Below are 26,254 nucleotides of genomic sequence, written 5' to 3' on the forward strand. Positions count from 1 at the left end.
CACAATAGCCGCCTCATTAAAGGTCATTCACACATAAATAATCAGATTGGTAATGGCGCACAAGCATTTAGAGATGAAAGGTAACTAAGGATTAGTCTTGCCACCTTGTCCCTCGGTGAAACGCGTCCAGAGTCTGGCCAGGGCGCCGCTCTGTTCCAGGCTATCGACACCGCGATTGAACTCGCTCAGCAGCGCCTGAGCATGGGGGCTACGACGGGACACCAGCATGTAGAAAGGTACCTTAATGCCCCCCGCCATAGGCAAGATAGCCAGCCTATCCGCCAGGCTCTCCTGCCCCTCCAGTCGTAAGATGGCACTGTAAACTTCCCGATTGATCAGGAAGAATTCACAGCGGCGCTTGAGCAGTAGGTCGCTAAATTGCAATATCTCGTTGCTACGATGGATGCCGAGATCGGCCGGTTGCTCATAGTAAGCGTAGTTAAAACCTCTAATGCCGCAGACCCGCCCTAATGAATCCAGTCGTTGAGGGAGTCCCTCTTGCTTTAGTTGGGGAAAGCGCTCAGGGAGGAAGGCCACTGACGGACTCAGATAGAAATAGGGCCGAGACAACAGAAAAGTTGCCCTGCGCTCATCGTTGGCCGATGAAGCCATGGCAGCATCGAGTCGTCCCTGCTCCACCTCCAGCAAACAGCGAGGCCAAGGCGCCGCCACCAGATTAACGCGCCAATCTTGTCTGGACAGCACAAGGCGTAGCAGTTCGATATCGAAACCTGCATTTACACTGGTTTTACGACCATCAAGGCGAATGAAATAGTTAAGGGGCGGATACTCAGTCTCATCGATGCAGATGTTAACCTTTTTACGCCCCAATTCAGTTTGAGACGCGGCGCAGATCTGGCAGGCAAGCAGCAGAAACAATAGAAAGAGTTTCGAGTTCATAAAGAGCCCATTACAAAATATTCCTTTAGAGTATAGGCGAGTAATTAGATCCAACGCATTGGACGTCACCTCGCCAAATTCATAGCATGACTAAGATGTCACAGAAAAAGTGCTACAAACGACTCCCTGGAAATACCTTTGCAACCATAAGTCATCGAATGACAGCCAGAAGCAGAAGGTTCCCCAATTCAGCCTCACCAGAAAACTGATGAAGGCCCACAGAGACTCTTAGTTCAAGCCCAAGTAAGGTCTTTGACAGGTATAAAAAAGCAGGCGACCCAGGCCGCCTGCTTTTTTAATGGGCAAACAAGTTAGTCGAGTAGCCCCAGCGTCTCCACGCCTAATGGGAACTTAAAGCTTAACTCGCTAGCCTGACCTATCCCCATCTTGGCTCGAATTGCCGCATGCAAATGACCAGGACTAAGTATTATCCCGTCTTGTGACAGTGCCAAAGAGTTTGGATCCACGGCTTGCGCTCTGAGCTGACTATCTGTGGCTCCCACCAACAGATTGCCTGTCATCTGCTTATCCCACACCATCATGCTACCTATGCTCCAATGATCTTTGCCCTGATCGCCATTGTAGTATGGGGTACGACCAAAATCGGATCCCATCACTATGGTGGTGCGATCGGCAATCCCTTGGTATTGCAGTTGTGCAATGAGATGATTGATCAACTCGAAGTAGGCCGGGATCTCCTTACCTTGTCCCTCGTCATTGTTGCTATGGGTATCGAAAGCCCCCAGGCCGATAGATGCAGTGGTCGACAGACCGGCAGCAAAGGCGGCAGCCGCGATCTCTGCCCGCAACAACTGACCGCTGGAGGGGTTAGCCGGCATAGAGTTGAGCAAACGGGAGAGATCTCCCCCGTGAGTATGAGCATTGCCAAACTGAGACAATGCCACCAGCTCGGCATCGTTGAGCGCCGAATTGCTATAGTCGCTCAATGCCGCCTGCTGCTCACTATTCACCATCTCCAGAATATCCTGAGGCAGGTATCTACCGGTATCGGCCATGCTACTTACCCGACTCAAGTCATTGAGGCGTGCCGCCTGCACTATGCCAGCCGTCTTACCATAACCCGATCCCAGATAATAAGGCATCAGGTACTGGGACTGATTGAGGGAGGCAATCAAGGCCGGCGTTGTCGGGTAGGCCGGAGACTGATGGCCGGTGGCAAAGGCATGCATACCGGCGGTATGACTATTGGTACCACAATCGACACCGTTGAATACCCGCAAATTTTGATACTGAGCATTAAAGAAATTACCCAGATGATCTGGTCCGCTGTAACTTGAATTCAGCATAGGGGCAATCTGAAAATTTCCCACCTGACGGATCGCCGAGGTGTTGTAATTATTGATCACTCCCTTTGGACTGCTGTACTCGATATTACCCTTAGGATCACACACAGAGGTGGTATCCCAGCCGCCGTCGGCACTCACAAACACCCAAAACTGACCGTTGGCGTTGCCGGTGTTGGCCAGGGCGAAGCGACTGCAAGCCGCCATAGAAGTCAGTGCTGCCAGGCCTTTTATAAATTCTCTTCTGTTCATTTTTATCTCCTCGCAACCCTTAGTGATAGAAGAAACGTATATCTTTCAGCAGGTAACTAACTGTCGCCTGCCAGGCGCGAATGTAGAAGAAATGGTCATTCTTAGTTAGGTGCGGATATTCAACACCAGAGATAGCCAGATTCGCTGGATTACAGGCAGAATCTACGGCTCGGCCGAAACCTTCGCCTATGATGCCCTGTTCACCCCGTTGCAATACCCTTTGGTAGAAGTTCATCGCCCTGGTGATCTGCTCATCATCCACTGCCAACAACTCACCGTAGAAGGCATAGAACATCTCTCGCAGCGCATTGCGCATAACGCTCTCGGTTTGGTCGATATTCCGCAGGAACAGGCTGTCGATGGTGGCATCGCTGAAGCCTTTCCCCTTGAAACGCAATTGATAACTTCCCGGGCTGAGATAGAAGCTACTGCTTTGTGCCAGGCGCCAGGTTGACCAGCTGCCGGTGGGCAAGAGTTCAATATCGTCGGCCACCAATAGGTCATCAATCTCTAACTGGAAGTACACAGGGTTCACCCTTGCATTGGCAGCGGGTAACACCAATTCATAATTACCCGCCTGAGTAATAATCAGGGGAGCCGTGAACTCTTGATCATCCTCTGCGGCAAAGTCGAATACATAATCGCCGCCATAGGTCTTGGTTGCATTGGCATCCAGTTTGAGTGCGCCATTAGTAAAGACAAACTCTTGGGGGGTTACCCTCACCCCGACACCCTCAGGCTCAAGCCCCATGGCGATCAGGCGGTCATCATTGGCACGTGACCATTGACGCGGCGTCACCTCACACGCCAAATCCACCGCCATCCAGGACTGTACAGCGGCGCCTGTGCCGGACAACACAGGATTGCGCGTCATAACACTGGTATGATCTATACCGCCGTACATCAAACGAATTGCGATATCGTCCAACCAATCGGTTTGGCCGCTATCCCACTCACGCCCAAACAGTGCGCGGATCTTGCGATCCAATGCCTCTGGACTCAACAGATGCTTAGTGCCTCCCAATGCGTTATCTCGCTTGGCATAACCACTGAGTAACAGATCTTTCACCAGAGGCTTCACCTGATAGTTAGTCGCGCGGAAACGACTGGCCAGAGTATTGATATCCTGCTGCTGTGAGGCATAACGAGACTTATCGTTATCACTAGCCGTCGTCAAGGGCTGTTCCAACAGGGGGAAACCTGTGATCGGCTCAAACAAGATTTTCACCACAGAACGGGCAAAACGTGAGTCTTGCACGGCCTGCTGCGCCAACCACTGCAAGGGGTCGACTCCCGACAGCGGTGCCACCTCGCCGTTAAAGCCGGCTGCGAGTATCTTGTTGTTAGGCCACTTATACTCTGCATCGTAGTAGTTCTTATTCCAGTGCTGGAAGCTAGATGCAACGGGATCCATCACCAAGTGACAACCAGTACAGGCCGGATTGGTCAGGGTAGGCTCATCACCCGACAGATCATCCGCCGAGGGACGTTCGCCAGCCATGGCCAATATGTCGGTATCTAAAAAGTTCTTATAAAACTTGTAAGATCTGTGACGGTTGAGGTTTGTCGGTGTAGTAGGGAAGATCGACATATACACAGGATTAGTCATGACCCCCGCCTGGGGAATCGGCAACTTCACTGGTTGATAGTCCTCAGGATCCCAAGGAAACTCAGCCACTTCCGGTTCGGCTAACTGACGGAAGTTCAACTGACTCGCCACCCCGTAACTGCGGGCATTGAAGTAGTTAACCATAGTATAATCGGCCGTAAGCAGTTCAGAGAATGGACGATTGTTGGCTACCAGATAGCGCACCAATTCGGTCGTCTCACGACGATGCGCGGCGACACTCTCTGTCCAGGCATGATTACTCTCATCGCTACCGGCGACATAATCAATCTTGAACCAGTTAGAAGTACCCCCGACAATTTCTGAGAACTTATTGGTTCCATTGAGTACACCAGTTAACACTTTGGTGTGCAATATGTCGTGATATATCTCTGTCATGCGCTCGGCAAAGGCTGGCTCTTCCAACATTTGCCCAAGCAACTCAGGTAAGACCCCGGCCCCCTCTGCTTGCAATTGCAGACGCTCCTGTGGAGTCGGCAGTCGCGAGGCCAGATTGAGAGCAGCCTTATGCAACAACTCGGGGGCATAGTCATCGCTGATCGTCGCATCCAAGAGGCTAATGCTCGCAGGTGACGAAGGAGGATTGGCGCCATTGACGATTAACTCCTGATACATCCAGTCATACAGTTTCTCGGCGCAGGCCTGATCACAGCTCCCAGGGTTACCATAGGGCATGGTTTCGCGAATGAGATCTATGATATCGGCACGATACAGAGACTCGAGGATAGGCGTACTGCCCAGACCGTCTGCACCATGACATGTGGCACACTTGAAGGTTGACCAGAGCTCCTCGCCACTCATGTTGCCAGCGTCAATCTCGGTGCCGCTATCGGCCACCGCACCGGCGGTAGGATTACGATATAAGGTCATGACCTCATCAGCACTGAGCACGCGCTTATATATGCGCACTTCATCGAGCAAACCACCATCAAACTTAGCCAACAGGAAACGATCAATTGGCGCAGAAGCCCCGTGTTGTGCCTGTTGATGTAGCTCTCCGTCGAGGTAGACGGCTGCATTCCCACTGACATCTCGGGTGTAGGTCGCCATCACCCAGCGATTGGCTGGCAGCGAATTAGCCGCTGTATTGATCTTATTGCTGCTGTTATTACCGGTGGCAAACTGAAGATTAAACTCCCCCTGACTCTTAATGTAGAAATCGCCGCTGGCGTAAGGGAACAACTTATAGCGACCATCCAGATCACTTGCTTGCACCGTCTTCAGCCAGAAGTTAATAGTGAAATCCGTCTTAGCCATATCTATGGCTTGCGTCGCATCGAGTAACAACTCGGCGGCACTATTACCATTAGGTTGCAATGCGTATCCAGCAACTCCCCCGTCAACATAAGCCGTATCACTCAACCGCAGGTCTAACCCATTGCCGGCCTGATCGATAGCACGACCGGGGGTCAACTCATCGAAGGTCCAATGAATGTAGAGATCGTGGGAAGACATTTTCCACCAGCCAAGATCGGCCAAATGCACTTTAGTCGATTCCGAGTAGGTGGTACTTCCCTCGCTATCCAGGGTCACTACCCGCAATTCGATATCGCCACCATATTGCATTTTGACACTGGCGCTGGTCGTGACCAGATCGGCCGTAGCCTGCCATTCGCTCATCATCGGCTGCAAATAACGGAATTCAATAAACTGCCGCTTTACCGAACCGGGAATCGTCGAGCCGCCCTCAAACGCCCACTCCAGATTGACAAACTGTCCGCTGACCTGGGTACTACTGATTTGAGCTTGATCGGCACCGCCTTGAGTGTTGGGTTGCCTGGGGGCTGGCAATTCTGGAGAGCCAAACTGCGCCCACCTCTCCGACCATAGATAGCGCCCCACCTGTTCCGCGCAGTTGCTGTCACAGTGCAGTGGCATGCCATCGATTTTAGCCACTAAGGCATCGAAGCCTGAACCAATCCATCTATTGGCTATCTCCTGCGTCACCAAACCCGCCGCCTGACTACCGTGACAGGCACTGCACTGGCCGTCGGCGATGCGTTTACCCAGATCGGCGGTGATCAGGTAGTCGAGGTCGACCACAATTTGCGGCGCCGCTTCGCTAATGTTAACCACCTGGGTGGCAGGTGTAGGCAGACCGCCCCACAGGTAACTAAACTCCAGCTGGTACTGACCGTAGGAGAGCGCCAACTGGCTTGTCTCACCCCAGGCAAGTTCCAGGGTCTGGGTTTCGGCCCCTATCACAGTTACCCGTGGTAACTCGCTATCGCTATAACCGGCGGGTTTGGTGGGCAGCTTGATCATCAGGGCACCACTCAATACCTCCGGCTGATATTGCCAGTTAAGCACCGGATTGGGGTTCGCGGCGCTGATACTGAGACTGTAACTGCTCTGATCCGGCTGCCAACCGGGCAGCGAGTTCATCACCACTGTGTATTCGCCATCCGGCAGACCGGCGAATTGGAACTTGCTCTCATTCCAATTGATATAGAAGCGCCGCTCGACCCCATTGGCATCAATCAGACGCCCGGCCAGCAGCTCGTCGGTCAGCGACGCATCCGGCTTGGCAGGAACATTGATGGTCAGGGTGCTGTTACTGGCCGGTGTCTGGTAGGACACCCGATAGATCACCCCGGCCTTGTCGTCACTGAGCAGGAAGGAGCCATCGGCCAGCCTGAGCATTTCCACCGGACGGCCAATACAGGCGTCGGTGAGGCAGGCATAGGACTGCACCTCGTCGATGTTCTGCATCCAGCCGTGCACCAGCGGCTGCTCGGAGACCACGGCGCCACTGTTATCAAGCGTCAGCATCCGCAGTTCCAGCCCAGGACGCAGACGCTTGAGACCCGTGGCATGGGTGGCAAACAGCAGTTGCTGCTGTCCCTCGGCGGCCGGATAGCCGTCCCAGAACATCACTCCCAATGGCGCGCTGAAAGGCTCAAGTTCAAAGGCCGGCGCGCGGTAATTGGCGACATTGATGTCGGCCGGGGCAATATCACTGAGCACACCGCCGGCAGGCACGGCGGCCTCTTCGGTGCCGTTATACTCACCCTCGGTGATACCTATGATGTCTTTACCGAACACATAAGGGGCACCGAAATGTTGGCCCCAACTGGTCACCCGGTTAATTTCATCGGGGTTGTCGAACCCCTGGCGATTATTGTCGGAGAACCAGATTTCCCCTGTCACAGGATGCCAGTCGAAGCCTACGCTGTTGCGGATCCCTTCGGCCACAGTGGTGGTCTGCAGGGTCTCAAGATCCAGGCGCAATATAGTGCCGTAACGTTGGTCTTCCATCACACAGACGTTACAGGGGCGCCCGACGGCGGTGTACAAAGCTTTATCGTTGACATCATAAGGGTTAAAGCGCAGCGGGTGCTTCTGGTGCCAGTAGCGGAAACTGCCGCCGAGCACTGTGCCTTCGTCCGCCGGATAGGTGTAGATTTTTTCCGGTGTGGCCAGCTTACGATAGTTGCTGTCGATGTCGCTGATCTTGTACAGGGCCCCGACGGTGGAGAAGTAGAGGTCACCGTCTCGGTAGGCGACACCATGGGGCTCTTCCAGGCCGCTGGCGACCACATAGGCCTCACCAGGCGCACCGGTTTGGGGATCCAGTGGGATAGCGTAAATGAGTCCCGACAGACCTTCGCTGTCCAACGGGATGGCACTGGAGCCCACATAGAGCACATTGTTGCCCATTACCATCTGCCGGGGCTGGAACAGCCCTTGGGAGTATAGCTCCACCTCCACGCCCGGCAGCGGTGACAGCTGCTCCACGGCAATGGGATCGCGATAGAGCACCCCCTGCACGACGCTGGGCGTGGCGGCACTGAGTTCAAGCACCTTGGGCAACATGCGCGGCACATAGCCGGCGACGGTATCCAGGGTCAGCTGGTACTTGCCGTCGGGCAGATTGTCCAGCATGAGCGACTCACCCCAACTGCCCGAGAAGGGAATGCGGACCTGGGAGGCGAAATGAAACAGCGACCCCGTCACCGGGATGTTGTCCACCGCGGCGGCCGGGCTGGGCGGCAATTCAACTGTAATTTGGCCAGGGTAATCCTGCGCCGGCGAATCGAACAACTGCCAGCTTTCCAGCGGCGTCAGCGCCCGATCGTACAGACGCAGCTCGTCCAGACTCCCTTTCACCAAGGATCCGTCGGTCAGGTTCTTGCCGAATTGAGCCTTGATGTTCCACCAGGGATCGCTGTAGGGGGTCACCCCGGTTTGCCGGGCAATCTGTACCCCGTTTTGATACAGGGTCAGGGTAGAGCCGTCGAAACTCGTGGTCCACAAATTCCATTGGTCCACAGGTTGCAGCAGCTGCTCAGGTGTCAGATCGATCACCACATTACTGGCAATGACCACCTTAACATTGTCACCACTGACAATGAATTGAAATCGATTCCAGGCGCTGCCTATGGTGGTGTAGTTGGTGAGGCCGTTCTCGTAGACCTGTTTCATCCAGAAACTGGCGGTAAATTGCGGAAAGTCTTTACCGCCGGCAATTTTACGCTCCAGAGTATCGCCGGCTCCCTGCAGTTGCACGGCATTCCCATCCACGCCGCTGACGACTTGAAAGTTTCCCGTCACCGTCGCGGGCTCGTCGTTAACCAACTCCCCTGAAAATGATGTTCCTTCTACCTGCTCAAATTTGTGCCAGGTGATGATGCCCGATGAAATATCCCCATAGGCGGCGAAAGGCAAAAGCGCGGCCAGGGGCAGTAGCTTTTTCATAGCTAGCTCCAAGATATTGTTATAGTTTTTATATAGTGACTCCCCAAGCGGGCTAAATAATTAGCCCGCTATCGAGAGACATACTCAGGTGAACAGCTGCAACAAATCCACCCCCAGGGGATATTGGAAGTTGATATGGCTGCTCGAGGAAATACCCATGCGTTGCCGGATAGCCGCATGAATATGGCCCGGACTCAGCACCACGCCGCCAGGCGACAATGCCAGCGTATCAGGATCCACCGCCAACGCCTTGAGCTGGCCGTCGGTCGCACCTATAACCCGGTTTCCCTGCCACTGACGGCTCCAAACCATAGTGGAACCCACGTTCCAGTGATCTTTGCCCTGATCACTATTGTAGTAGGGTGTGCGGCCAAAGTCCGATGTCAGCACCAAGGTGGTCCGGTCGGCAATACCCTGCTGCTCCAGCTGGGCAATCAGGTGATTGACCACCTCGAAGTAGTTCATCAGTTCCGGGGTATGGCGACTGTTGTGGTTACTGTGGGTGTCGAAGATGCCAATGGACAACGCGGCCGTGTTGGACAACCCCGCGGCAAAGGCCGCCGCGGTAATTTCGGCTTTCAACTTATCACCACTGGCGGGGCTTGCAGGCAGTTTATCCAGCAAACGTTTCAGATCCGGCCCATTGGCATGGGCGGTACTGAACTGCGTCTGGATCAATTGCTCGGCCTCGTTGGCGCCATTACTCAACGCCGCCATGGCCGCCTGATGTTCATCATTCACCAGGTCCATGACCGAAGGGGTCAAATACCGCTCCGGATTGGTGAAATCCTCCACCCGGCGCAGATCGTCCAGGCGTGACGCATTCACCAAATTAGCCGTATTGCCATAGCCAGATCCCAGGTAAAAAGGCATCAAATACTGGGACTGGTTGAGCGAGGCAATGACCGCCGCCGTCACCGGATACAGGGGCGACTGATGACCGCTGAGAGAGGCCCGTATTCCCACCTGATGGCTGTTGGTCTGATAATCCAAACCATTAAACACCTGCAGATGCTCGTACTGGCTGTTGAAAAAAGTCTCCATCTGATCTGTGCCACCATAATTGCTGTCCAGCAGCGGCGCAAAGCGCAGGTTTCCCGCCTGGCGAATATCCGCCATGCCAAAGGGGTTGATGGGACCCAAGCTACTGCTGTAGGGAATATTCCCCTTGGGATCGCACACCGCCGTGGTGTCCCAACCACCATTGGCACTGACAAATACCCAAAACTGCTCGCCCGCACTGGCGGCATTGGCCAGGTTCAGCCGACCGAGTGCCAGGAGGCCACCCAGGGCTGCGAAACCGGTTATAAATTCTCTTCTGTTCATCGTTAAATCTCCGCAGCCATTATTGATAGAAGAAGCGATAGTCTTTAAGCATGAAGGTCAAAGTCGCCATCCATGCCCGCACATAGAAGTGGGGATCGCTGTTGTCTTCATAGGGATAACTCACCCCTGCCTGACGATGAGTCTGTACCTGGCAGGCACCGTCCAATTGAACACTGGCCTCGTCACTGCGCACCGCATTGCGCCCCGTGGTCAGCAGCTGCTGATACAGTTGCCATGCCCGGGTCACCTGGGGTGAGTCACTGGCCAGCACCTCACCGTACATGCGGTACATCAGCTGCTGCAGGTTGCTGCGAACTGCCGCCTCGGTGCGGTCGACATCCCGGAAGAAAAGCCCGTCTATCTTGACGTAGCTGAATCCCAGGGCCTTCAGGCGGATTTCATGGCTACCGGCGCTCAGGGCAATCGCATTGGTTACCTCATGGGTCCAGCGCGACCAGCCTTTGGTGTAGCCAAGGCTGAGATTGTCGGTCCACAACTGACCGTCCACGTACAGCTGGAACTGCACCGGTGCATCTCTGCCATTGGCATAGGGCAGCACCAACTGGTATAGCCCGGCTTGGTCCACATTCAGGGTCGCGCTGATTTCCTTGTCGTCGCCCCAGGCGAACTGGTAGACGTAGTCATCACCGTAGCCCACGGACTGGTAGGCATTCACTTCCAGCTGCCCATCACTAAACACAAACTCACTCGGCGCAATGCGGATCCCCACACCTTCTGGGTCCAATCCCATGGCGATCAAACGTTGATCTGCCGTTTGCGCCAATTGCTGCGGCACTATCTGACAGGCAAAATCATTAGCAAGCCAGCTCTGCACAGTGGCAGCTGTGCCGGAGAGCACCCGCTGTCGGTCCAGTACGCTGAGATGATCTATACCGCCGTACATCAATTGGGTGCCCTGCTCCTCGAGCCAGTCGAAGTACACGCCTTCCTCCCAATCCTGTCCGAATACCGCGGTGACCTTGCGCGCCAGTTGCTCAGGCGTCAGCAACAGACGACTGCCGCCAAAGGCGTTATCACGCAGTGCGTAGTCACTGAGCAACAGATCTTTCACCAGGGCGCGAAGGTCAAAGTTGCCCTCACTGAACCCGGTGGCCAGGCTGTTGATGTCCTGCTGCTGGGCCGCATAGCGGGACTTGCTGGTGTCACTGTCCGTCTCCAACGGTTTGGCCAGCAGCGGATATCCGGTCACGGGCTCAAACAAGGTACGTACCACCGACAGGGCGAAACGCGAATCCTGTATCGCCTCCCCCATCAACCATTGCAGCGGGCTGACATCGGGGTCGAAATAACTAGGTGACAGCTTGCCGTTAAAGCCGGGAGCAAGGATCTCGTTCTGTGGCCAGTACTTGTTGTCCCAAGGGATCGTGGGCATGGTCCAGACATATTCACTGCCAGCCCAATGCTGGAATGAAGACGCCACGGGATCCATCACCTGGTGACAGCCGGTACAGACAGGGTTGGTCAGGGTTGGCAAGCCTTCACCGACCAGATCCTCGGCCTTTGGCCGCTCACCACCAATCTCCAGAATGTCGGTGGCCAAAAACTTCTTGTAGAAGCTGTAAGCACGGTGCCGGTTTCTGTTGGTTGGGGTGGTCGGATAGCGGCGCATAAACACAGGATTAGTCATCACCCCGGCATGGGCGATACCCAATTTCACCGGCTGGAAGTCGGTCTCATCCCAGGGAAACTCCTCATATTCAGGCTCATCCTGCTGGCGGAAATTAAACTGGCCTTCAATGCCATAGGAACGGGCATTGTAATAGTTCACCATGGTGTAATCGGCGGTGAGTATCTCCGAGAAGGGTCTATGGTTACGCACCAGGTATTTCACCAGTTCGGTACTTTCGGCGTTATGGGCATTGGTGGTCCTCAGCCACAGTTGTCCCTGCATATGGGTATCGGCCGTCACCTTATAGAACCAATTAACATCGCCTCCCAGGTTACTGGCGAAGGCGTTAACGGAGCCCAGCGATGCCATGTCGCCTTTAGTGTGCAGCACATCATGGTAGATTTCGCCGATGCGCTCGGCAAAACCGTTTTCTTCCAGCAACCCATCGAGCAGCTGTGGCAGCACCGCAGTCCCCTCGTCGGCCAGGCGTTGTTGCTCCTCGGCGCTCGGCAGCCTGGCTCCCAGGTTCAGCGTCGCCTTGTACAGCAGCCAAGCGGCCTGAGTGTCGTCGATACTGGCATTGAGACCACTGTCGATGGCCGGTGGCATGGCGGGCGGATTGCTGCCATGGGTGATGAACTCATCGTACATCCAGGCATAAAGGTTCTCGGCGCAGGCCTGATCACATCCTCCGGGATTACCATAGGGCATGGTGTCGCGGATGAGATCTATGATGTCGTCCCGGTACAGAGACTCCAGAATGGGAGTGGCCCCCAGACCATCGACGCCGTGACAGGTTGCGCAGTTGAACTGCTGCCACAACTGGTCACCGCTCATGCTGCCCGTGTCTATCGCGCCCCCGGCAGCATTCTTGGTACCGGCGGTGGGGTTGAGGTATAGAGTGCGCACCTCGTCGGCGGAGAGACTGCGCTTATAAAGTCGGAACTCATCCAGGGCGGTGTCGTAAAACTCATCCAACACTATCCGCCGCAGCGGATTGCCCGGTGCCAGATGCTGGGTTTGCGCCACTTGTTGCCCGTTGACATACACGGTAACGTCGCCGTTTTGTTTGCGCACATAGGTGTACATTTGCCAGCGACCCGGCACTATCACATTGGCTGGCGAGGTCCAGGTGTTGTAGCCGCTCTGCTGGGTCTTGATGAAGAAGTTGTAGCTGCCGCCGGTACCGAAGAACAATGCATCCTGGGCAAAGTTATCACCGGCATAAAACAGCTGATTGCGCCCCCAGGAGTCCTGTTCATCCTTCATCTGTAGCCAGAATGACAGGGTAATGTCGGTTTGTGACAAATCCACCTGCTGCTCGACACTCAGATCCAGCTGCGCCGAGTAATCCTTCATGAAGGGCTTGAGCGCGTACCCGGCCGCCGCATCTTCGACGTACCTGGCAGACTCGATACTCAGAGGCAAACCGTTACCCGAAACATCGACGGCCTGATTGGTAGACAGCTGATCAAAATTCCAGTGAATATAGAGTCCATCTGTGCTCAGCTTCCACATTGCCAAGCCGCTCAGATTTACCTGCACCGGCGCAGAGTAGCTAGTGCTACCCTGGGCATCCATAGTCACAAGGCGCAGCTCTATGTCACCGCCGAAACCAGGTTGCAGTTGGGTGCTCAGCCCGGAAACCACGGCGGATTGCCAGGCGCTGGGCGTGGGTTGCAGATAGCGGTATTCCAGGCTCTGGCCACTGACGGCACCGGGCACCCCGGTTTCATTGGCGTATGACCAGCTCAGGCTGATGACCCCTTGCTGCACCTGAGCACTGTCGATTTGCGCCTCGGGTGCCGTGCCCTGTACCTCATGGGCCGGTGGCGGCAAGCTTGGGGCGCCAAATTGGGCCCACTGAGTTTCCCACAGGTAACGGCCTGCCTGCTCGGCACAGTTGCTGTCACAGTGCAGCGGCATACCATCAATCTTGGTGATCAGCTGATCGAAGCCCAGGGCAATCCAGTTGGACGCAATGGATTCGGTGACCAGCCCCTGGGCCCCCGTACCATGGCAGGCGCTGCATTGCTGCTCGGCTATGCGCTTTCCTGCGTCGGCGGTGATCAGGTAATCGAGGTTCACCTGGATTTGTGGGCGACTTTCGCTAAGATCGATCACTTGGGTTGTAGGTGATGGCAATCCTCCCCACAGATAACTGAATGCCAGTTGATATCGACCGAAAGACAGCTCCAGCTGACGGGTTTCGCCCCAATTCAGCGCCAGGGTTTGGGCCTGGGCGCCGGTGACGATCACCTGAGGCAGTTCGGTGCCGGTATAGCCCGCGGGCTTGGCGGGCAGACTGACCGACAGGGTGCCATTGAGCACTTCCGGCTGAAATTGCCAGTTGAGCACAGGATTGAGGTTACTGGCACTGATGTTGAGACTGTAGCTGCTCTGATCCGGCTGCCAGCCCGGCAGGGAGTTCATCACCACCGTGTAGTCACCTTCCGGCAGACCGGCGAATCGGAACTCGCTCTCCTGCCAGTTGACGTAGAATCGCCGCTCGTTACCCTGGGCATCGATCAACCGACCGGCAAGTAACTCATCCTCGATAGCGGCATCGGGTTTGACCGGTACCTGAATGGTGAGGCTGCTGTTGAGCGCCGGTGTCTGGTAGGACACCCGGTAGATCACCCCGGCCTTGTCATCACTGAGCAAGAAGGAGCCATCCGTCAGCTCAAGCATCTCCACCGGGCGACCAATACAGGCCGAGGTCAGGCAAGCGTAGGATGCGGTGTCTATGTCCTGCATCCAGCCGTTCACCAAGGGTTGTTCGAAAGCCACGCTGCCGTTGTCGTTGACTGTCAGCATCCGCAACTCCAACGCAGGGCGCACCGCCTTCTGGCCGTTGCCGTGGGTGGCAAACAGCAGATGCCGCTGATTGGCGGCCGCGGGGTAGCTATCCCAGAACATGACTCCAAGGGGGGCACTGTTGGTTTCCACCTCGAAGGCAGGGGCACGGTAATTGGCAATGCTGATATCCGCCGGGGCGATATCGGTCAGCACGCCGCCGGCCGGCACGGCGGCGCTTGTTATGCCGTCGTACTCGTCCTGGGTAATGCCGATAATGTCTTTGCCAAACACGTAGGGCGCGCCGAAGTGCTGCCCCCAACTGGTGACACGGTTAATCTCGTCCGGGTTATCGAAGCCCTGGCGATTGTTATCGGAAAACCAGATCTCCTTAGTCACCGGGTGCCAGTCGAAGCTGACACTGTTGCGGATCCCTTCGGCCACCAAGGTTGTCTGCAGTGTGTCCAGGTCCAGCCGCAAAATGGTGCCATAGCGCCTGTCTTCCATCACGCACACATTGCAGGGCCGACCTATGGCGAGGTACAGCCCCTTGTCGTTGGGGTCGTAGGGGTTGAACTTCAGCGGGTGTTTCTGGTGCCAGTAGCGGAAACTGCCGGTCAATACCGTACCTTCGTCCGCCGGGAAGGTGTAGATTTTTTCCGGTGTCGGCAGGGTACGGTAGCGGCTGTCGATATCGCTGATCCTGTACAGGCCACCGACCGTGGAGAAATAAAGGTTACCGTCGCGGTAGGCCACACCATGGGGCTCTTCCAACCCGCTGGCCACCACGTAAGGCTCGCCCGGCTTACCGGTTTGCGGGTCGATTGCCATGGCGTAGATCAGCCCGGCTGCGCCCTCATTATCCACAGGTATGGCACTGGAGCCCACATAAAGCACCTGATTGCCCATGGCCATCTGCCTTGGCTGGAACAGCCCCTGGGAGAACAGCTCCACCTGCACCCCGGGTAGCGGGGACAACTCATTGACCTCGATAGGATCCCGGTAGAGTACAGCTTGCTGCACGCTGGGATTGGCGTCGCTGATCTCAATTACCTTGGGCAGCAACCGAGGCACATATCCCGCGATCGTGTCGAGCGTCAACTGGTACTTACCATTGGGCAGATTATCCAGCGTCAAGGATTCGCCCCAACCGCCGGAGAAGGGGATGTGGCTACCTGAAGCAAAATGATACAAGGAACCCGTGATCTCGGCGTCATTCACCGCCACTGCAGGACTAGGGGGCAGTGTGAGGGTGACCCCGCCAATGTATTCAGCCTCAGGTGAATCATACAGTTGCCAAACATCTAGCCCGGTTAGAGCTCGGCTATAAATTCGCAATTCGTCAATGCTAGCATCGACATCAGCAGCATTGGCTAACTCGCTACCAAAAGCGACTTTAAACTCCCAAAAGGGTTTAACTTCTTCGGTGCTCAGTTGGTTAGCAATCTGTTTGCCATTTTGAAATAGTGTTAGCTGCTGACCATCATAGCTAACCGTCCAATGATTCCACTCCTGCAAGGGCTGAAGTTGCTGCGAGGAACTTAAAATCAAAGGATTATAATAATTCACGAAACTATTAATTTCGCCGCTACGCTTAATGTTAAAACCGAAGCGATCCGAGCCAGCTCCTAGGTGGCTAAAACTTTTGTCCCCGTTAGGAAACGCCAACCGACTCCAGAAGCTGACAGTATATTCGCTGGGCTGCCAGCCATTCATTAGCCCCTTAAGTTCATTACCCTGACCTCCAATGCGGATCGCATTGCCTTTAGGTCCAGGAACCAACTGATAGTTTCCCTGAATGTCCAGCGGCATGCCGCCTGAAATTTCATTAGATAGAGAAACACCCGAGACTTGTTCAAACTTATGCCAACTGACTAAATCTTCATTGATATCGCCGAAGGCTGAGGTAGATAAAGTTGCTATCAAAGGGATGCAGAGCTTTTTCATTTATTGCTCCTTATATTTTTAGTTTTATCTGGCATGGATGAGATACAACAGTTGCGACCTTCTTTCACATCCTGCCAAGCCCAGAAATTTGTGATAATTCGTAACAAAAACGTTGCCTTAGAGTTTATTTTTTGTTAACTGGACGGGTGACACTATACGGATCATCCCTGGTTAATTAATAGCCCCCACTCTTACTTTTTGTGATCTGGATCACGCTATACCCATATATTTTTTACAGGTATATACTGAGCAGCACGCGAACACTCAGAATAATTAATTATCAATTAAAATCAGTATGTTGCGAGACACATAGGTAAGAGTCAGTCTTTTGGCGCAGTGAAAAAAACTACAAAATCATGCATATAGCAAAACGCTATATCGTTATAACCATTTGTCAGCAAAATTATCTCAAGGGAAAATGTTTACGGGTGATTACACTTTTTTTCGCCTTGAACCTCTGTTCATTGTTGCGACTTACCTCATACACAAATTGATTTTGTAACACTGTCATCCCGTGAATGAGTCAAGAGACTGCCTTAATGAGAGATCTTGGTTACGGATTGTCACAGGTGGGATTGAAAATTTTTTATGATTTCCTTTAGGCTGAAGATTCGATGTAAAAGGAATTTAAATTATGAATGCAGGTCTATTCGAACTTATTGCCTTACGCCTAATATCCAAATCAGTTCTCACGAATAAGGCTACTATCCAGAACTGCCATATCACCAAGCAGACATTCGGCAGTGCCGAGTAAAGTATTTATGATTCTGTAGATGAAGGCCTGCTGCCAAATTATCTTGCCCCTGACTACCCTGTTGATCTGGTATAAAAATCACAAAAACACATAACGTCATCGATAGGCACTCTGGCTGAAGAAGGGCTACCAGGTTTTCTAGGTAATGCAAGAAGATGAGAAACGAACAGTGACTCAAACAAGGGAGAATGTGCGTGCAACGTACAGTCAAAGCTATGAAGGAGGTCGCGGGATCACTAAAAAGTGGTGATAGTTATTATCGATCTTCCTGTATATCCTGTTTGATGTTGTCAGGCCTGAATATGACCTTTAATCGCAAAAATAGGCCCGTACTTAACGGGCTTATTTAATAAGTTAAGCACTTCACTGAGTATGATAAATGCTCTAATTTGTAAACTCCTTACCCATTCAATAGGCTTGCATTTACCCTACTCGCTCTTCATCGCGGCCTTGACGTAGACATCGAAGCGGTTCTTCTTGGTTTCGATGCGGGTGCTGGGTTTGACGCCGTCGAGGTCGTCGGCGTAATCGGGGCGCTTAACCACTACCCGCTTACTGGCCAGCGCCATGGCGGGGGCCAGCAGGCCGTCTGCATCGAGATCGGCGCCCACCAGCGATTGAAATACCCGCATCTCCTTCTTCACCAGGGCCGACTTCTCCCTGTGGGGATACATAGGATCCAGATAGACCACATCCACCTGCTCACCCAGCTCGGCCAGCGTCGTCAGGCTGGAGCCATGCAGCAGGCGCATGCGTTCCTGCATCCAGGGGCCGATATCGGCATCATCATAGGCGCGGCGCAGGCCGTCTTCCAACAGGGCGGCAACCACGGGATTACGCTCCACCATGGTGACAGTGCAACCCAGGCTGGCAAGCACGAAGGCGTCTCGCCCAAGACCTGCGGTACCATCGACGACACTCGGGGTCACCCCCTGCTTAAGGCCAACGGCTTTGGCGATCGCCTGACCCCGGCCACCGCCGAACTTACGTCTGTGGGCCACGGCTCCAGAGACGAAATCGACAAATATCCCCTTCAGCTTGGGCTCGTCACGCTTATTCAACACTAGGCAGTTATCTTCGAACACCAGCTCAAACAGGGCGTCTGCGTCGAACTCCAGCCCCCAACGGTCACACACGGCTTCCAGGGTCGGGTATTGGCGATTAAAAAAGATCCCCACAGAGGCGGGCTGGGTCGATGATGCTGTCACTTTGGCTCGGTCAATTATGAAATCACGCCGCCATTATGCCAAAACTGCGCCGCGCTGAATATGGCATTGTTATCGGCCTAGGCCCAGGCGCTGTACCTGGGCTGGCATCCCCCCTATAATCGCCCTATCAGGCTAGCGCCCTCATCATCTGGAATATTCATGTTAAGTTACCGCCACGGTTACCACGCCGGAAACTATGCCGACGTGCTCAAGCACAGCATCTTGCTGCAAATCCTCAAGCTGATGCATAAGAAGAATAAGCCCATGGTGTATATCGACACCCATGCCGGCGCCGGCGGCTATGCGCTATCCGATGAGTTTGCCCAGAAGACAGGCGAGTATTTAGAGGGGGTCGCCAAGCTGTGGGACAAGCAGGACCTGCCCGAGGCACTTAGCCAATACGTCAGCGATATCAAACACTTCAATGGTTCAGATGAGCTAGAGCTCTATCCAGGCTCGCCCGCCTTTGTCGACATGAACCTGAGAGATAAGGATCGCATGGTGCTGCACGAGCTGCACGGCACAGATCATCAGCGACTTGAAGAGCAACTGGGCGACAAGCAGATCAAGGTGATCAAGGGCGATGGCCTCAAGGGGCTGTTGGCCGCCGTGCCACCACTCGAGCGTCGCGGTGTCATCCTCATCGACCCCAGCTATGAGATGAAGAGCGATTACCAGGAGGTCGCCAAGGCGGTGATCAAGGCCCATAAGAAGTTCGCCACCGGTGTCTTCATGATCTGGTATCCCGTGGTGCAGCGCGAGCAGACGGAGGCGATGTTCGAGCTGCTCAAGCAGAGCGGCATCAAGCGTCAGCTACGCATAGAGCAGGCAATAAAACCTGACAGCGAGGAGTTTGGCATGACGGCAGCCGGCCTCTGGGTGATCAATCCCCCCTGGCAGCTCGATGAGATAGCCGAGACGACGCTAGAATATCTGGATCCCTTGCTCAATCAGGGCGGTGGCCATGTACAGGTCACCTGGGAAGTGGGCGAATAACGCCCTCAATAACGAATACTTTTAGTGTTTAGAAGAAGGGCGCGCAGGGCGTGCCCTGATGGTAGATCATCTGCCAACGCCCCCCATCGCATTTCCACAGCGAGGTGCGCAGCGAATAGCGCTTATCCACCTCGTTCACCGGCTTAAAGCAGGCGCGATAGTTGAGCTGAGCCAGGTCCTCACTCAACAAGCGATACTGCATATCACTTATCTTAAACGCCGGCGGCTTCTCCTTGGGCAGACGCGCCAGCACCTCGGGCTTACCAAAGCTCATCCCGGTAGCGCCCACCTCCAAGAAATCGGCATGGATCAGCTCGTCGAGTACATTGGCATCGCAGCGCACCTCTGGGCTAAGTAGCGCGAGTTCCAGTTCGATAATGGTCTGGCGCATCTCATCTACCCCAGCTTCTGATAGCGTTTCAGCAGTATCTTGACCCGTTTCACATAGGCCTGGGTCTCCGGATAGGGCGGGATCCCCTTGTACTGAGTCACTGTGGTGGGGCCGGCGTTATAGGCGGCGCAGGCCAGATCGATATTGCCGTCGAACCTTGCCAGCATCTTGGCCAGATAGCGGGCGCCGCCGTCGATATTCTGCTCGGGCCGGTAGGGATTCTTCACCCCCATCGCCTTGGCAGTACCCGGCATCAGCTGCATCAAGCCCATTGCACCACTGCGCGACAGGGCAAATACGTTGAAGGCGGATTCGGCGTGGATCACGGCGCGGATAAGCGCAGGGTCCAGCCCATGGGTCTTGGCCGCCCGTGAGATCAACTCATCATATTCGGCGCTAAACAGCGGCATCTTCTGCCAGTCGAGATCTGAGTCGGGTTTGCAGGCGTAGCACTCATATAACAAGACCCTGAATTCGCTGTCGCCCGGGGCATGGTCGGCAAAGGCCACCACGCCGTTGGCCTGGGTGTATTGATAAACCTTGATCTTGCTGTCGTCGGTCTCATCCAGGCGCGGGGCATCGCCGTTGCTTAAGATGCCATGCTTAGAATAGCTCGCCTTGTAGCGCGGCTTCTGTGCCTGCTCGGTGGCACCTAAAGGCAGACACAGCGCCAAGCCGCACCAGAGACACAGCAGCTTTTGAACAAAATGAGGCACAGGACGAGCACGGCTAGGCATTAGAATCCAATGTTCTGATCGAGTTTAAGTACTTCAATCATAGCAAAAAGCTGCTTCATCTCTCGGTTAATTTGGCTAAATTCGTACTCGAAGGTCGCGCCGTTGAAGATAGAGCCCAGCTCGAAACGATTGTCGCCGCTTTGCAACATGATCAACAGCTTGTCTTCGTAGAAGGCACACTGGATCTTGCCGGAAAACAGGTTAGCAAGTGACTGCAGACGCTCCATGAAACCTAGGGTGAGCAGGTAGCGCGCCTCGATCTGATCGCTGGAGAAGACATCAAACTGCTTCTCGAATCTCGGGTCTTCCAACTTGACCCGACTCAGGCTCTTAAAGCTGCTGGAGAGGAAATTCACCAGGCCGCCGCGGTTCTTCACCACCACGGTATGGCCCTTAAACCTTTTGTGGCTGCTGAGCTGCACCATGACGCCACGAAAGACGGTTTCTGTCTCCGTGCTCTTCTCGCGTTTGACCTGCTTGGTCAGACACAGCTCGTTGATGGCGATCTCCACCCCCTTATGGGTGCCCTGCACATAGTCATCGAATGAGGCGTTGTCGTAGTGGGGCAACAGCTTGGAGCGTTTGAGCTGAGTCAGGCTCATGTTATGGCTGGTGCTGAAGATAAAGTCGGGGCCGAAGTAACGAAAGATCTTGGGAAACACCTCCTGCTTCACATCCCGCTTATAGCGCTTTAGCGGACGATAGCTCCACCAGCCAAAGGGGAGGCACAACACGATGAAGAAGACCCAGGGGATATCCAGGTAACCGGACATACTAAAGATAAGGATCAACAGGGCCAGGCCGAGGAGGATCCCTAAGCTGGTATAGATACGCCCGCGCAGCGCCTTGAGGCTGGAGACCCTGTGGTTTTCAAATTTACGGGTGAGCGGCTCGATATGTTCTTCATAATAAGCCTTAAATTGTACCAACTCCTCGGGGTCTGCCCGCAGGCGTTGCGGCTCACGCTGGGCCTTAATCGGCGCCCCGAGGATGAAGCTGATGGGGTTCATGGCATCTGAACCCGGCTTACTTCAGGTAATCGGATGCGTCGATCGGCGCCTTAGACGCTTCATCGGCCTCATAGAAAGGCATCACCTTGACCTTGGCCATAGAGGCGATAATTGAGCCGGGGAAGATCTCCACCGCGGTATTGAGTTCGGACACGGCAGCGTTGTAGAAACGTCTGGCCGCCGAGATATGCTCTTCGACCTCGCTATAGGTCGCCATCGCCTGCACCATAGTCTTGTCAGACTTGAGCTCGGGGTAGTTTTCGACGCTGACCATCAGCTGGCCCATCTTGCTGTTGAGCTGCTCTGCCAGACCCAGATGCTCCTTGATGGCGGCGGCATCGTTAAGGTCATAGCCCGCGGTCACCTGAGTACGCAGCGCGGTGATCTCCGTCAGCAGCGACTTCTCGTGATCCATAAATTTCTGTGCAATCTTGAGGATGTTGGGCACCAGGTTGGCGCGCTTCTTCAGCTGCACATCGATACCCGACAAGGCTTCACGCACGGCGTTACGCTTCTTGATCAGGCTGACATACCAGAGGTAGGTGATAATAACGACTAGGCCAAGGCCTAACAGCAAACCTTCCATCTTTGAGTTCCTTCCCTATAGTTATTCTTATATCTCGTTAGTTAACGCACCAGCTTCACCGATTTTCGCGATGATTTCCAGCAATTTATCAGTGCCATTTACGGCAAGGCGTTGCTGCTATATTCATCTTTTTTCACCAAAAATGATATTTATCACGCCATTTTTGCGCTAAAAGCATCCTTTTCACCTAGCTTCACCGCTTTTAACTCGGCGCGCACTAAAAAGCACAACAAGCGGCGAATCAAAGATAAATAGCAATACAAAACAACGTTATATAGATTGATGCAATATTGCTGCATCAAAATCATCCCCCAAGCCAAGGGTCAAAATGACAGGCTTTATCGGCAATCAGCGAGGCATTAGGGCAAAAATCGGTCGATCTGCTGCGTATTTCATAGACACTGTCGCCCCTGCATTCAAACTTAGCCTGCTAGTTGCGCAGAGTTTGACCAGTGAGATCAGGCCTTGCAGGCAGAGGACGGCCTAATGAAGTTTTTCACTTTTTCACCGGCGTTTGTCCAATCGCGGCTCCAGCCTTTAAAGCTGTCGCCTGTTCAGTATTCGTACAGCCAGCCTGGGCTATTATCTTAATCAACCAAGAGGCAACCCAATCTTCCCTAGTTGGGCTTTGGTTTCAATCATCATCCTTTCATTGGCCCGCTTAGACTAAGCTGGGCTTTTTTTTGCCTGAACGAAGCCGCCACTATTACTTTCAGTACTCTCCATTAACCACTCGCCATAACCCGCTATGGGTGGGCAAATCTGGCAAATTAAGCTTCAGTTAAAGCAACTCCTTCATCATAAAGTGCTAACACTCCGCCTACAGGCGGTCAAAATGATAAGGGCACCCAGATGCCCAAGATGAAGGAAACACCATGAGCTCCAACCAAGAAGATGGTCTGGTGGCCAGTCAGCCCCCGACACCATCGACGACCAAGAAGGGCATTTTCGTCCGCTTTCTCAACCTGGTCGAACACCTGGGTAACCTCCTGCCCCATCCCATCACCCTCTTCGCCCTGTTTTGCGCCGCCGTCATAGTGATCAGCGGCATCGCCGGCTACTTAGAACTGACGGTAAACGATCCCCGTCCGGTCGGCGCGGCGGGACGCGGCGAGGATGGCCTGATCCACGTGGTCAGCCTGATGAATGCCGAAGGCCTGAGGATGATAGTCTCCAACCTGGTGACCAACTTCACCGGCTTCACTCCCTTAGGCACTGTACTGGTGGCCCTCTTGGGGGTCGGCATCGCCGATCGCTCCGGCCTGTTGTCGGCCGCGATGCGTACCCTGGTGATGGGCGCCTCTAAGCGTCTGGTTACCCTCACCATAGTCTTCGCAGGTATCGTCTCCAACACCGCCGCCGAGCTGGGCTATGTGGTGCTGATCCCCATGGCGGCGCTGATCTTCCACTCCCTCGGGCGCCATCCCCTGGCGGGTCTGGCGGCGGCCTTCGCCGGTGTCTCCGGCGGCTACAGCGCCAACCTGCTGCTGGGCACGGTGGATCCTCTGCTGTCGGGCATCACCGAAGCGGCGGCGCAGATGATCGACCCCGACTATTTAGTAGGCCCAGAGGTCAACTGGTACTTCATGTTCGCCTCCACCTTTGTCATCACCATTCTCGGCGCCCTGGTCACTGAGAAGATCGTCGAGCCCAAGCTGGGCAAATATGATCCCAGCGAGGCCAGCATAGATCTGCACAATCAGAAGATGGATGGCGTCACGCCGCTGGAGATCAAGGGTCTGAAGATGGCTGGTCTGTCTATCTTAGTATTGGGCGGCATATTGGCGCTCTCTGTGGTGCCGGAAAATGCACCGCTGCGTCACCCAGAGACGGGGCTGGTTGCGGGTTCGCCCTTCCTCAAGGGGATAGTGGCCTTCATCTTCATCTGTTTCGCCATTCCTGGCCTGGTGTACGGCAAGGTGGTGGGCACCATGAAGCGAGATAAGGACGTGATCGACGCCATGTCCCACAGCATGAGCACCATGGGTATGTATATCGTGCTGGTATTCTTCGCCTCCCAGTTTGTCGCCTTCTTCAAGTGGACTAACCTGGGCGCCGTGCTGGCGGTAGCAGGGGCCGATGCCCTCAACGCCATCGGCCTCACAGGTCCGCTGGTGTTCCTGCTGTTTATCATGATGTGTGGCTTTATCAATCTGATGCTGGGCAGCGCCTCGGCCCAGTGGGCGGTGACGGCACCTATCTTCGTGCCCATGTTGATGTTGGTGGGTTATGCCCCAGAGACGATTCAGGCCGCCTATCGTATCGGCGACTCGGTCACCAACCTGATCACCCCCATGATGAGCTACTTCGGTTTGATCCTGGCGGTGGCCTCCCAGTATAAGAAGCACCTGGGCATAGGCACCCTAGTCGCCACCATGTTGCCTTACTCTATCGTCTTCTTCATCGGTTGGACCTGTTTCTTCTTCATCTGGGTGTTTGCCCTGGGGCTGCCGGTCGGCCCAGGCGCGGCAACCTACTACACGCCTTAATACCAATTGCGAGACCGGTGAAACCGCCGGTCTCGCTCGCTTTCTAAACCTGATCTTTCTAGGCCAGATCTTTCCAGGCCAAACAGGCCTTACTCACTTGCTAAGCCAGGCAGGCCTTAATGGCCTCGCTGAGCGAATCGACCCGTCTCGGCAGCACGGCCTGACGTCGACGACAAAGATAGATAGTCTCGCTGACGGCTACCGGCAGCCGATGGGCGGTTATCTTATCCTGACGGGCAAAGGCCTCCACCGCATAAGCAGGCAAGACGCTAAAGCCCAGGCCACGACTCACAGGCTCTAATATCAGACCTATCTGATTCGAGAAGCCCCGGTTCGGCAGCTGATCGCAGTGCTCGAACTCAGGGTAGTTAGCCCCCAGCAGCAACTTGGCATGGTGGGCGCCGTCGGGATGATCGATAAAGCCCAGCTGTAGCAGCCCCTCCCAGGAGAGAGACCTTTGGTCCGCTGGCGTGACTAAGAGTAGCGGCTCCTCGGCAATCGCCTCGGCCTGCACCTCGGACAGCTCTGGCTGGCGGGTCATCAGGCCGATATCCGCCTCCATGGCGGCGATGGCGCGCTCGACCCCGGCGTTGGAGGCGAAACGATAATCCAGCGACAACTCACGGTGCGCGCATTGCAGCTCAAGCAATTCACCGTAGAGCTTGAGGCCGACGCTGCCGGGGGAGATCAGGCGTACCTCTCCGGCGAAGGGCGGGTCTTGCTTGATCCCCTGCTCAAGTTGAGCCAGGGATTGCAGTATCGCCTGCCCCTGCTGGTATAGCTGACGCCCGGCGTGGGTCAGGGAAAATTTCTTGCCTTCTCTCAGTAGCAGCTGGGTATCGAGCTGCTCCTCCAGCTTGCGCACATGCTGGCTGACGCCAGATTGGGTCATGTGCAGACGCTCGGCGGTGCGGGTAAAATGCCCCAACTCCACCAAGGTGCAGAAGCTGCGCAACCAGATAGGATTCATCATCACGCTTTGTACTCAAAATGATTAATTTTGATAATTTTACATAATTTAGTTCACTTTGTAATCTGTGCCCAACTCACCAACAGGAGCACAGCATGAACAACCCAGCTTACCCAAGAACCTTCTCACACATAGGCATCTCGGTGCCGGATCTCGATGCGGCCGTCGCCTTCTACACCCAGGTACTGGGCTGGTATCTCATCATGAAACCCACAGAAATTGTGGAAGATGACAGCGCCATTGGCGAGATGTGTACCGACGTCTTCGGCGCGGGATGGGGCTCGTTTCGTATCGCCCACCTGGCTACCGGCGACAAGATAGGCGTCGAGCTATTTCAGTTTGCCAACCAGGAGAACCCGGAAGACAACTTCGAATATTGGAAGACGGGGGTATTCCATTTCAGCGTGCAGGACCCGGATCTCGAAGGCCTGGTAGAGAAGATTGTCGCCGCCGGCGGTAAGAAGCGCATGCAGGCGCCACGTTACTACTACCCAGGCGAGAAGCCTTACCGCATGATCTATATGGAAGATCCCTTCGGCAACATCTTAGAGATCTACAGCCACAGCTATGAGCTGACCTATAGTGCGGGCGCTTACTAATCCCAAGCACTTGCCCATAAAAAAGGCCAACCCT

The 26,254-nt window shown here is 54.6% G+C and carries 14 protein-coding genes; 3 read left to right on the plus strand and 11 right to left on the minus strand.

Annotated features, from left to right (window positions below; translation table 11 throughout):
- Positions 1–84: 84 nt before the first annotated feature.
- From K0H81_RS19160 to K0H81_RS19185, 6 genes are all read right to left on the minus strand, one after another.
- Positions 85–900, minus strand: coding sequence for a substrate-binding periplasmic protein (locus K0H81_RS19160; RefSeq protein WP_220059369.1), 816 nt, complete (start codon positions 898–900; stop codon positions 85–87).
- Between the two features lie 311 nt (positions 901–1,211).
- Complete coding sequence (locus K0H81_RS19165) at positions 1,212–2,456, minus strand: DUF1501 domain-containing protein (protein WP_220059370.1); 1,245 nt, start codon at positions 2,454–2,456, stop codon at positions 1,212–1,214.
- Between the two features lie 19 nt (positions 2,457–2,475).
- Positions 2,476–8,781, minus strand: coding sequence for a LamG-like jellyroll fold domain-containing protein (locus tag K0H81_RS19170; RefSeq protein WP_220059371.1), 6,306 nt, complete (start codon positions 8,779–8,781; stop codon positions 2,476–2,478).
- 84 nt (positions 8,782–8,865) lie between these two features.
- The gene (locus K0H81_RS19175) at positions 8,866–10,107 is read right to left on the minus strand and encodes a DUF1501 domain-containing protein (RefSeq protein ID WP_144201378.1); all 1,242 of its coding nucleotides are present in this window, start codon (positions 10,105–10,107) and stop codon (positions 8,866–8,868) included.
- A 19-nt stretch (positions 10,108–10,126) separates the two neighbouring features.
- Positions 10,127–16,480: a LamG-like jellyroll fold domain-containing protein gene (locus K0H81_RS19180; RefSeq protein ID WP_220059372.1), complete on the minus strand. Its 6,354-nt coding sequence runs from the start codon at positions 16,478–16,480 to the stop codon at positions 10,127–10,129.
- 1,182 nt (positions 16,481–17,662) lie between these two features.
- Positions 17,663–18,442, minus strand: a complete 780-nt coding sequence (locus K0H81_RS19185) for a class I SAM-dependent methyltransferase (RefSeq protein WP_258406335.1) — start codon at positions 18,440–18,442, stop codon at positions 17,663–17,665.
- A 159-nt stretch (positions 18,443–18,601) separates the two neighbouring features.
- Between K0H81_RS19185 and K0H81_RS19190 the strand changes: the two genes are divergently transcribed.
- A complete protein-coding gene (locus K0H81_RS19190) occupies positions 18,602–19,438 on the plus strand; it encodes a 23S rRNA (adenine(2030)-N(6))-methyltransferase RlmJ (RefSeq protein WP_220059373.1) in 837 nt (278 codons plus the stop codon).
- Between the two features lie 28 nt (positions 19,439–19,466).
- Here K0H81_RS19190 and K0H81_RS19195 read toward each other — a convergent pair whose 3' ends face one another.
- Genes K0H81_RS19195 through K0H81_RS19210 form a run of 4 tightly spaced genes read right to left on the minus strand, consistent with a single transcriptional unit; the run spans position 19,467 to position 22,162 of the window.
- A complete protein-coding gene (locus K0H81_RS19195) occupies positions 19,467–19,829 on the minus strand; it encodes a nuclear transport factor 2 family protein (protein WP_144201372.1) in 363 nt (120 codons plus the stop codon).
- A 5-nt stretch (positions 19,830–19,834) separates the two neighbouring features.
- The gene (locus K0H81_RS19200) at positions 19,835–20,566 is read right to left on the minus strand and encodes a lytic transglycosylase domain-containing protein (RefSeq protein WP_220059374.1); all 732 of its coding nucleotides are present in this window, start codon (positions 20,564–20,566) and stop codon (positions 19,835–19,837) included.
- Positions 20,566–21,576: a DUF3137 domain-containing protein gene (locus K0H81_RS19205; protein ID WP_220059375.1), complete on the minus strand. Its 1,011-nt coding sequence runs from the start codon at positions 21,574–21,576 to the stop codon at positions 20,566–20,568. The genes K0H81_RS19200 and K0H81_RS19205 overlap by 1 nt, the downstream gene beginning before the upstream one ends.
- 16 nt (positions 21,577–21,592) lie before the next feature.
- Positions 21,593–22,162 (minus strand): LemA family protein, encoded by a 570-nt coding sequence (locus tag K0H81_RS19210; protein ID WP_144201366.1) that lies wholly within the window; start codon positions 22,160–22,162, stop codon positions 21,593–21,595.
- 875 nt (positions 22,163–23,037) lie between these two features.
- Between K0H81_RS19210 and K0H81_RS19215 the strand changes: the two genes are divergently transcribed.
- On the plus strand, positions 23,038–24,651 hold the full coding sequence (locus K0H81_RS19215; RefSeq protein WP_258406336.1) for an AbgT family transporter: 1,614 nt from the start codon (positions 23,038–23,040) through the stop codon (positions 24,649–24,651).
- 100 nt (positions 24,652–24,751) lie between these two features.
- Here the strand turns inward: K0H81_RS19215 and K0H81_RS19220 are convergent, their stop codons facing one another.
- Positions 24,752–25,624 (minus strand): LysR family transcriptional regulator, encoded by an 873-nt coding sequence (locus tag K0H81_RS19220; protein ID WP_220060899.1) that lies wholly within the window; start codon positions 25,622–25,624, stop codon positions 24,752–24,754.
- Between the two features lie 92 nt (positions 25,625–25,716).
- On the opposite strand from K0H81_RS19220, the gene K0H81_RS19225 reads away from it, so the two are divergent.
- Positions 25,717–26,220, plus strand: coding sequence for a lactoylglutathione lyase family protein (locus K0H81_RS19225; RefSeq protein ID WP_220059376.1), 504 nt, complete (start codon positions 25,717–25,719; stop codon positions 26,218–26,220).
- Positions 26,221–26,254: the final 34 nt, after the last annotated feature.

Origin of the sequence: Shewanella halotolerans (assembly GCF_019457535.1) — a bacterium.
Classification (GTDB): Bacteria; Pseudomonadota; Gammaproteobacteria; order Enterobacterales; family Shewanellaceae; genus Shewanella; species Shewanella halotolerans.

Excerpts from the sequence above, each read along its gene's own strand:
- K0H81_RS19210 (WP_144201366.1), bottom strand. The coding sequence starts at position 22,162 with ATGGAAGGTTTGCTGTTAGGCCTTGGCCTAGTCGTTATTATCACCTAC.
- K0H81_RS19220 (WP_220060899.1), bottom strand. The coding sequence starts at position 25,624 with ATGATGAATCCTATCTGGTTGCGCAGCTTCTGCACCTTGGTGGAGTTG.
- K0H81_RS19190 (WP_220059373.1), top strand. The coding sequence starts at position 18,602 with ATGTTAAGTTACCGCCACGGTTACCACGCCGGAAACTATGCCGACGTG.
- K0H81_RS19170 (WP_220059371.1), bottom strand. The coding sequence starts at position 8,781 with ATGAAAAAGCTACTGCCCCTGGCCGCGCTTTTGCCTTTCGCCGCCTAT.
- K0H81_RS19175 (WP_144201378.1), bottom strand. The coding sequence starts at position 10,107 with ATGAACAGAAGAGAATTTATAACCGGTTTCGCAGCCCTGGGTGGCCTC.
- K0H81_RS19205 (WP_220059375.1), bottom strand. The coding sequence starts at position 21,576 with ATGAACCCCATCAGCTTCATCCTCGGGGCGCCGATTAAGGCCCAGCGT.
- K0H81_RS19180 (WP_220059372.1), bottom strand. The coding sequence starts at position 16,480 with ATGAAAAAGCTCTGCATCCCTTTGATAGCAACTTTATCTACCTCAGCC.
- K0H81_RS19195 (WP_144201372.1), bottom strand. The coding sequence starts at position 19,829 with ATGCGCCAGACCATTATCGAACTGGAACTCGCGCTACTTAGCCCAGAG.
- K0H81_RS19200 (WP_220059374.1), bottom strand. The coding sequence starts at position 20,566 with ATGCCTAGCCGTGCTCGTCCTGTGCCTCATTTTGTTCAAAAGCTGCTG.
- K0H81_RS19160 (WP_220059369.1), bottom strand. The coding sequence starts at position 900 with ATGAACTCGAAACTCTTTCTATTGTTTCTGCTGCTTGCCTGCCAGATC.
- K0H81_RS19215 (WP_258406336.1), top strand. The coding sequence starts at position 23,038 with ATGAGCTCCAACCAAGAAGATGGTCTGGTGGCCAGTCAGCCCCCGACA.
- K0H81_RS19225 (WP_220059376.1), top strand. The coding sequence starts at position 25,717 with ATGAACAACCCAGCTTACCCAAGAACCTTCTCACACATAGGCATCTCG.
- K0H81_RS19165 (WP_220059370.1), bottom strand. The coding sequence starts at position 2,456 with ATGAACAGAAGAGAATTTATAAAAGGCCTGGCAGCACTGACTTCTATG.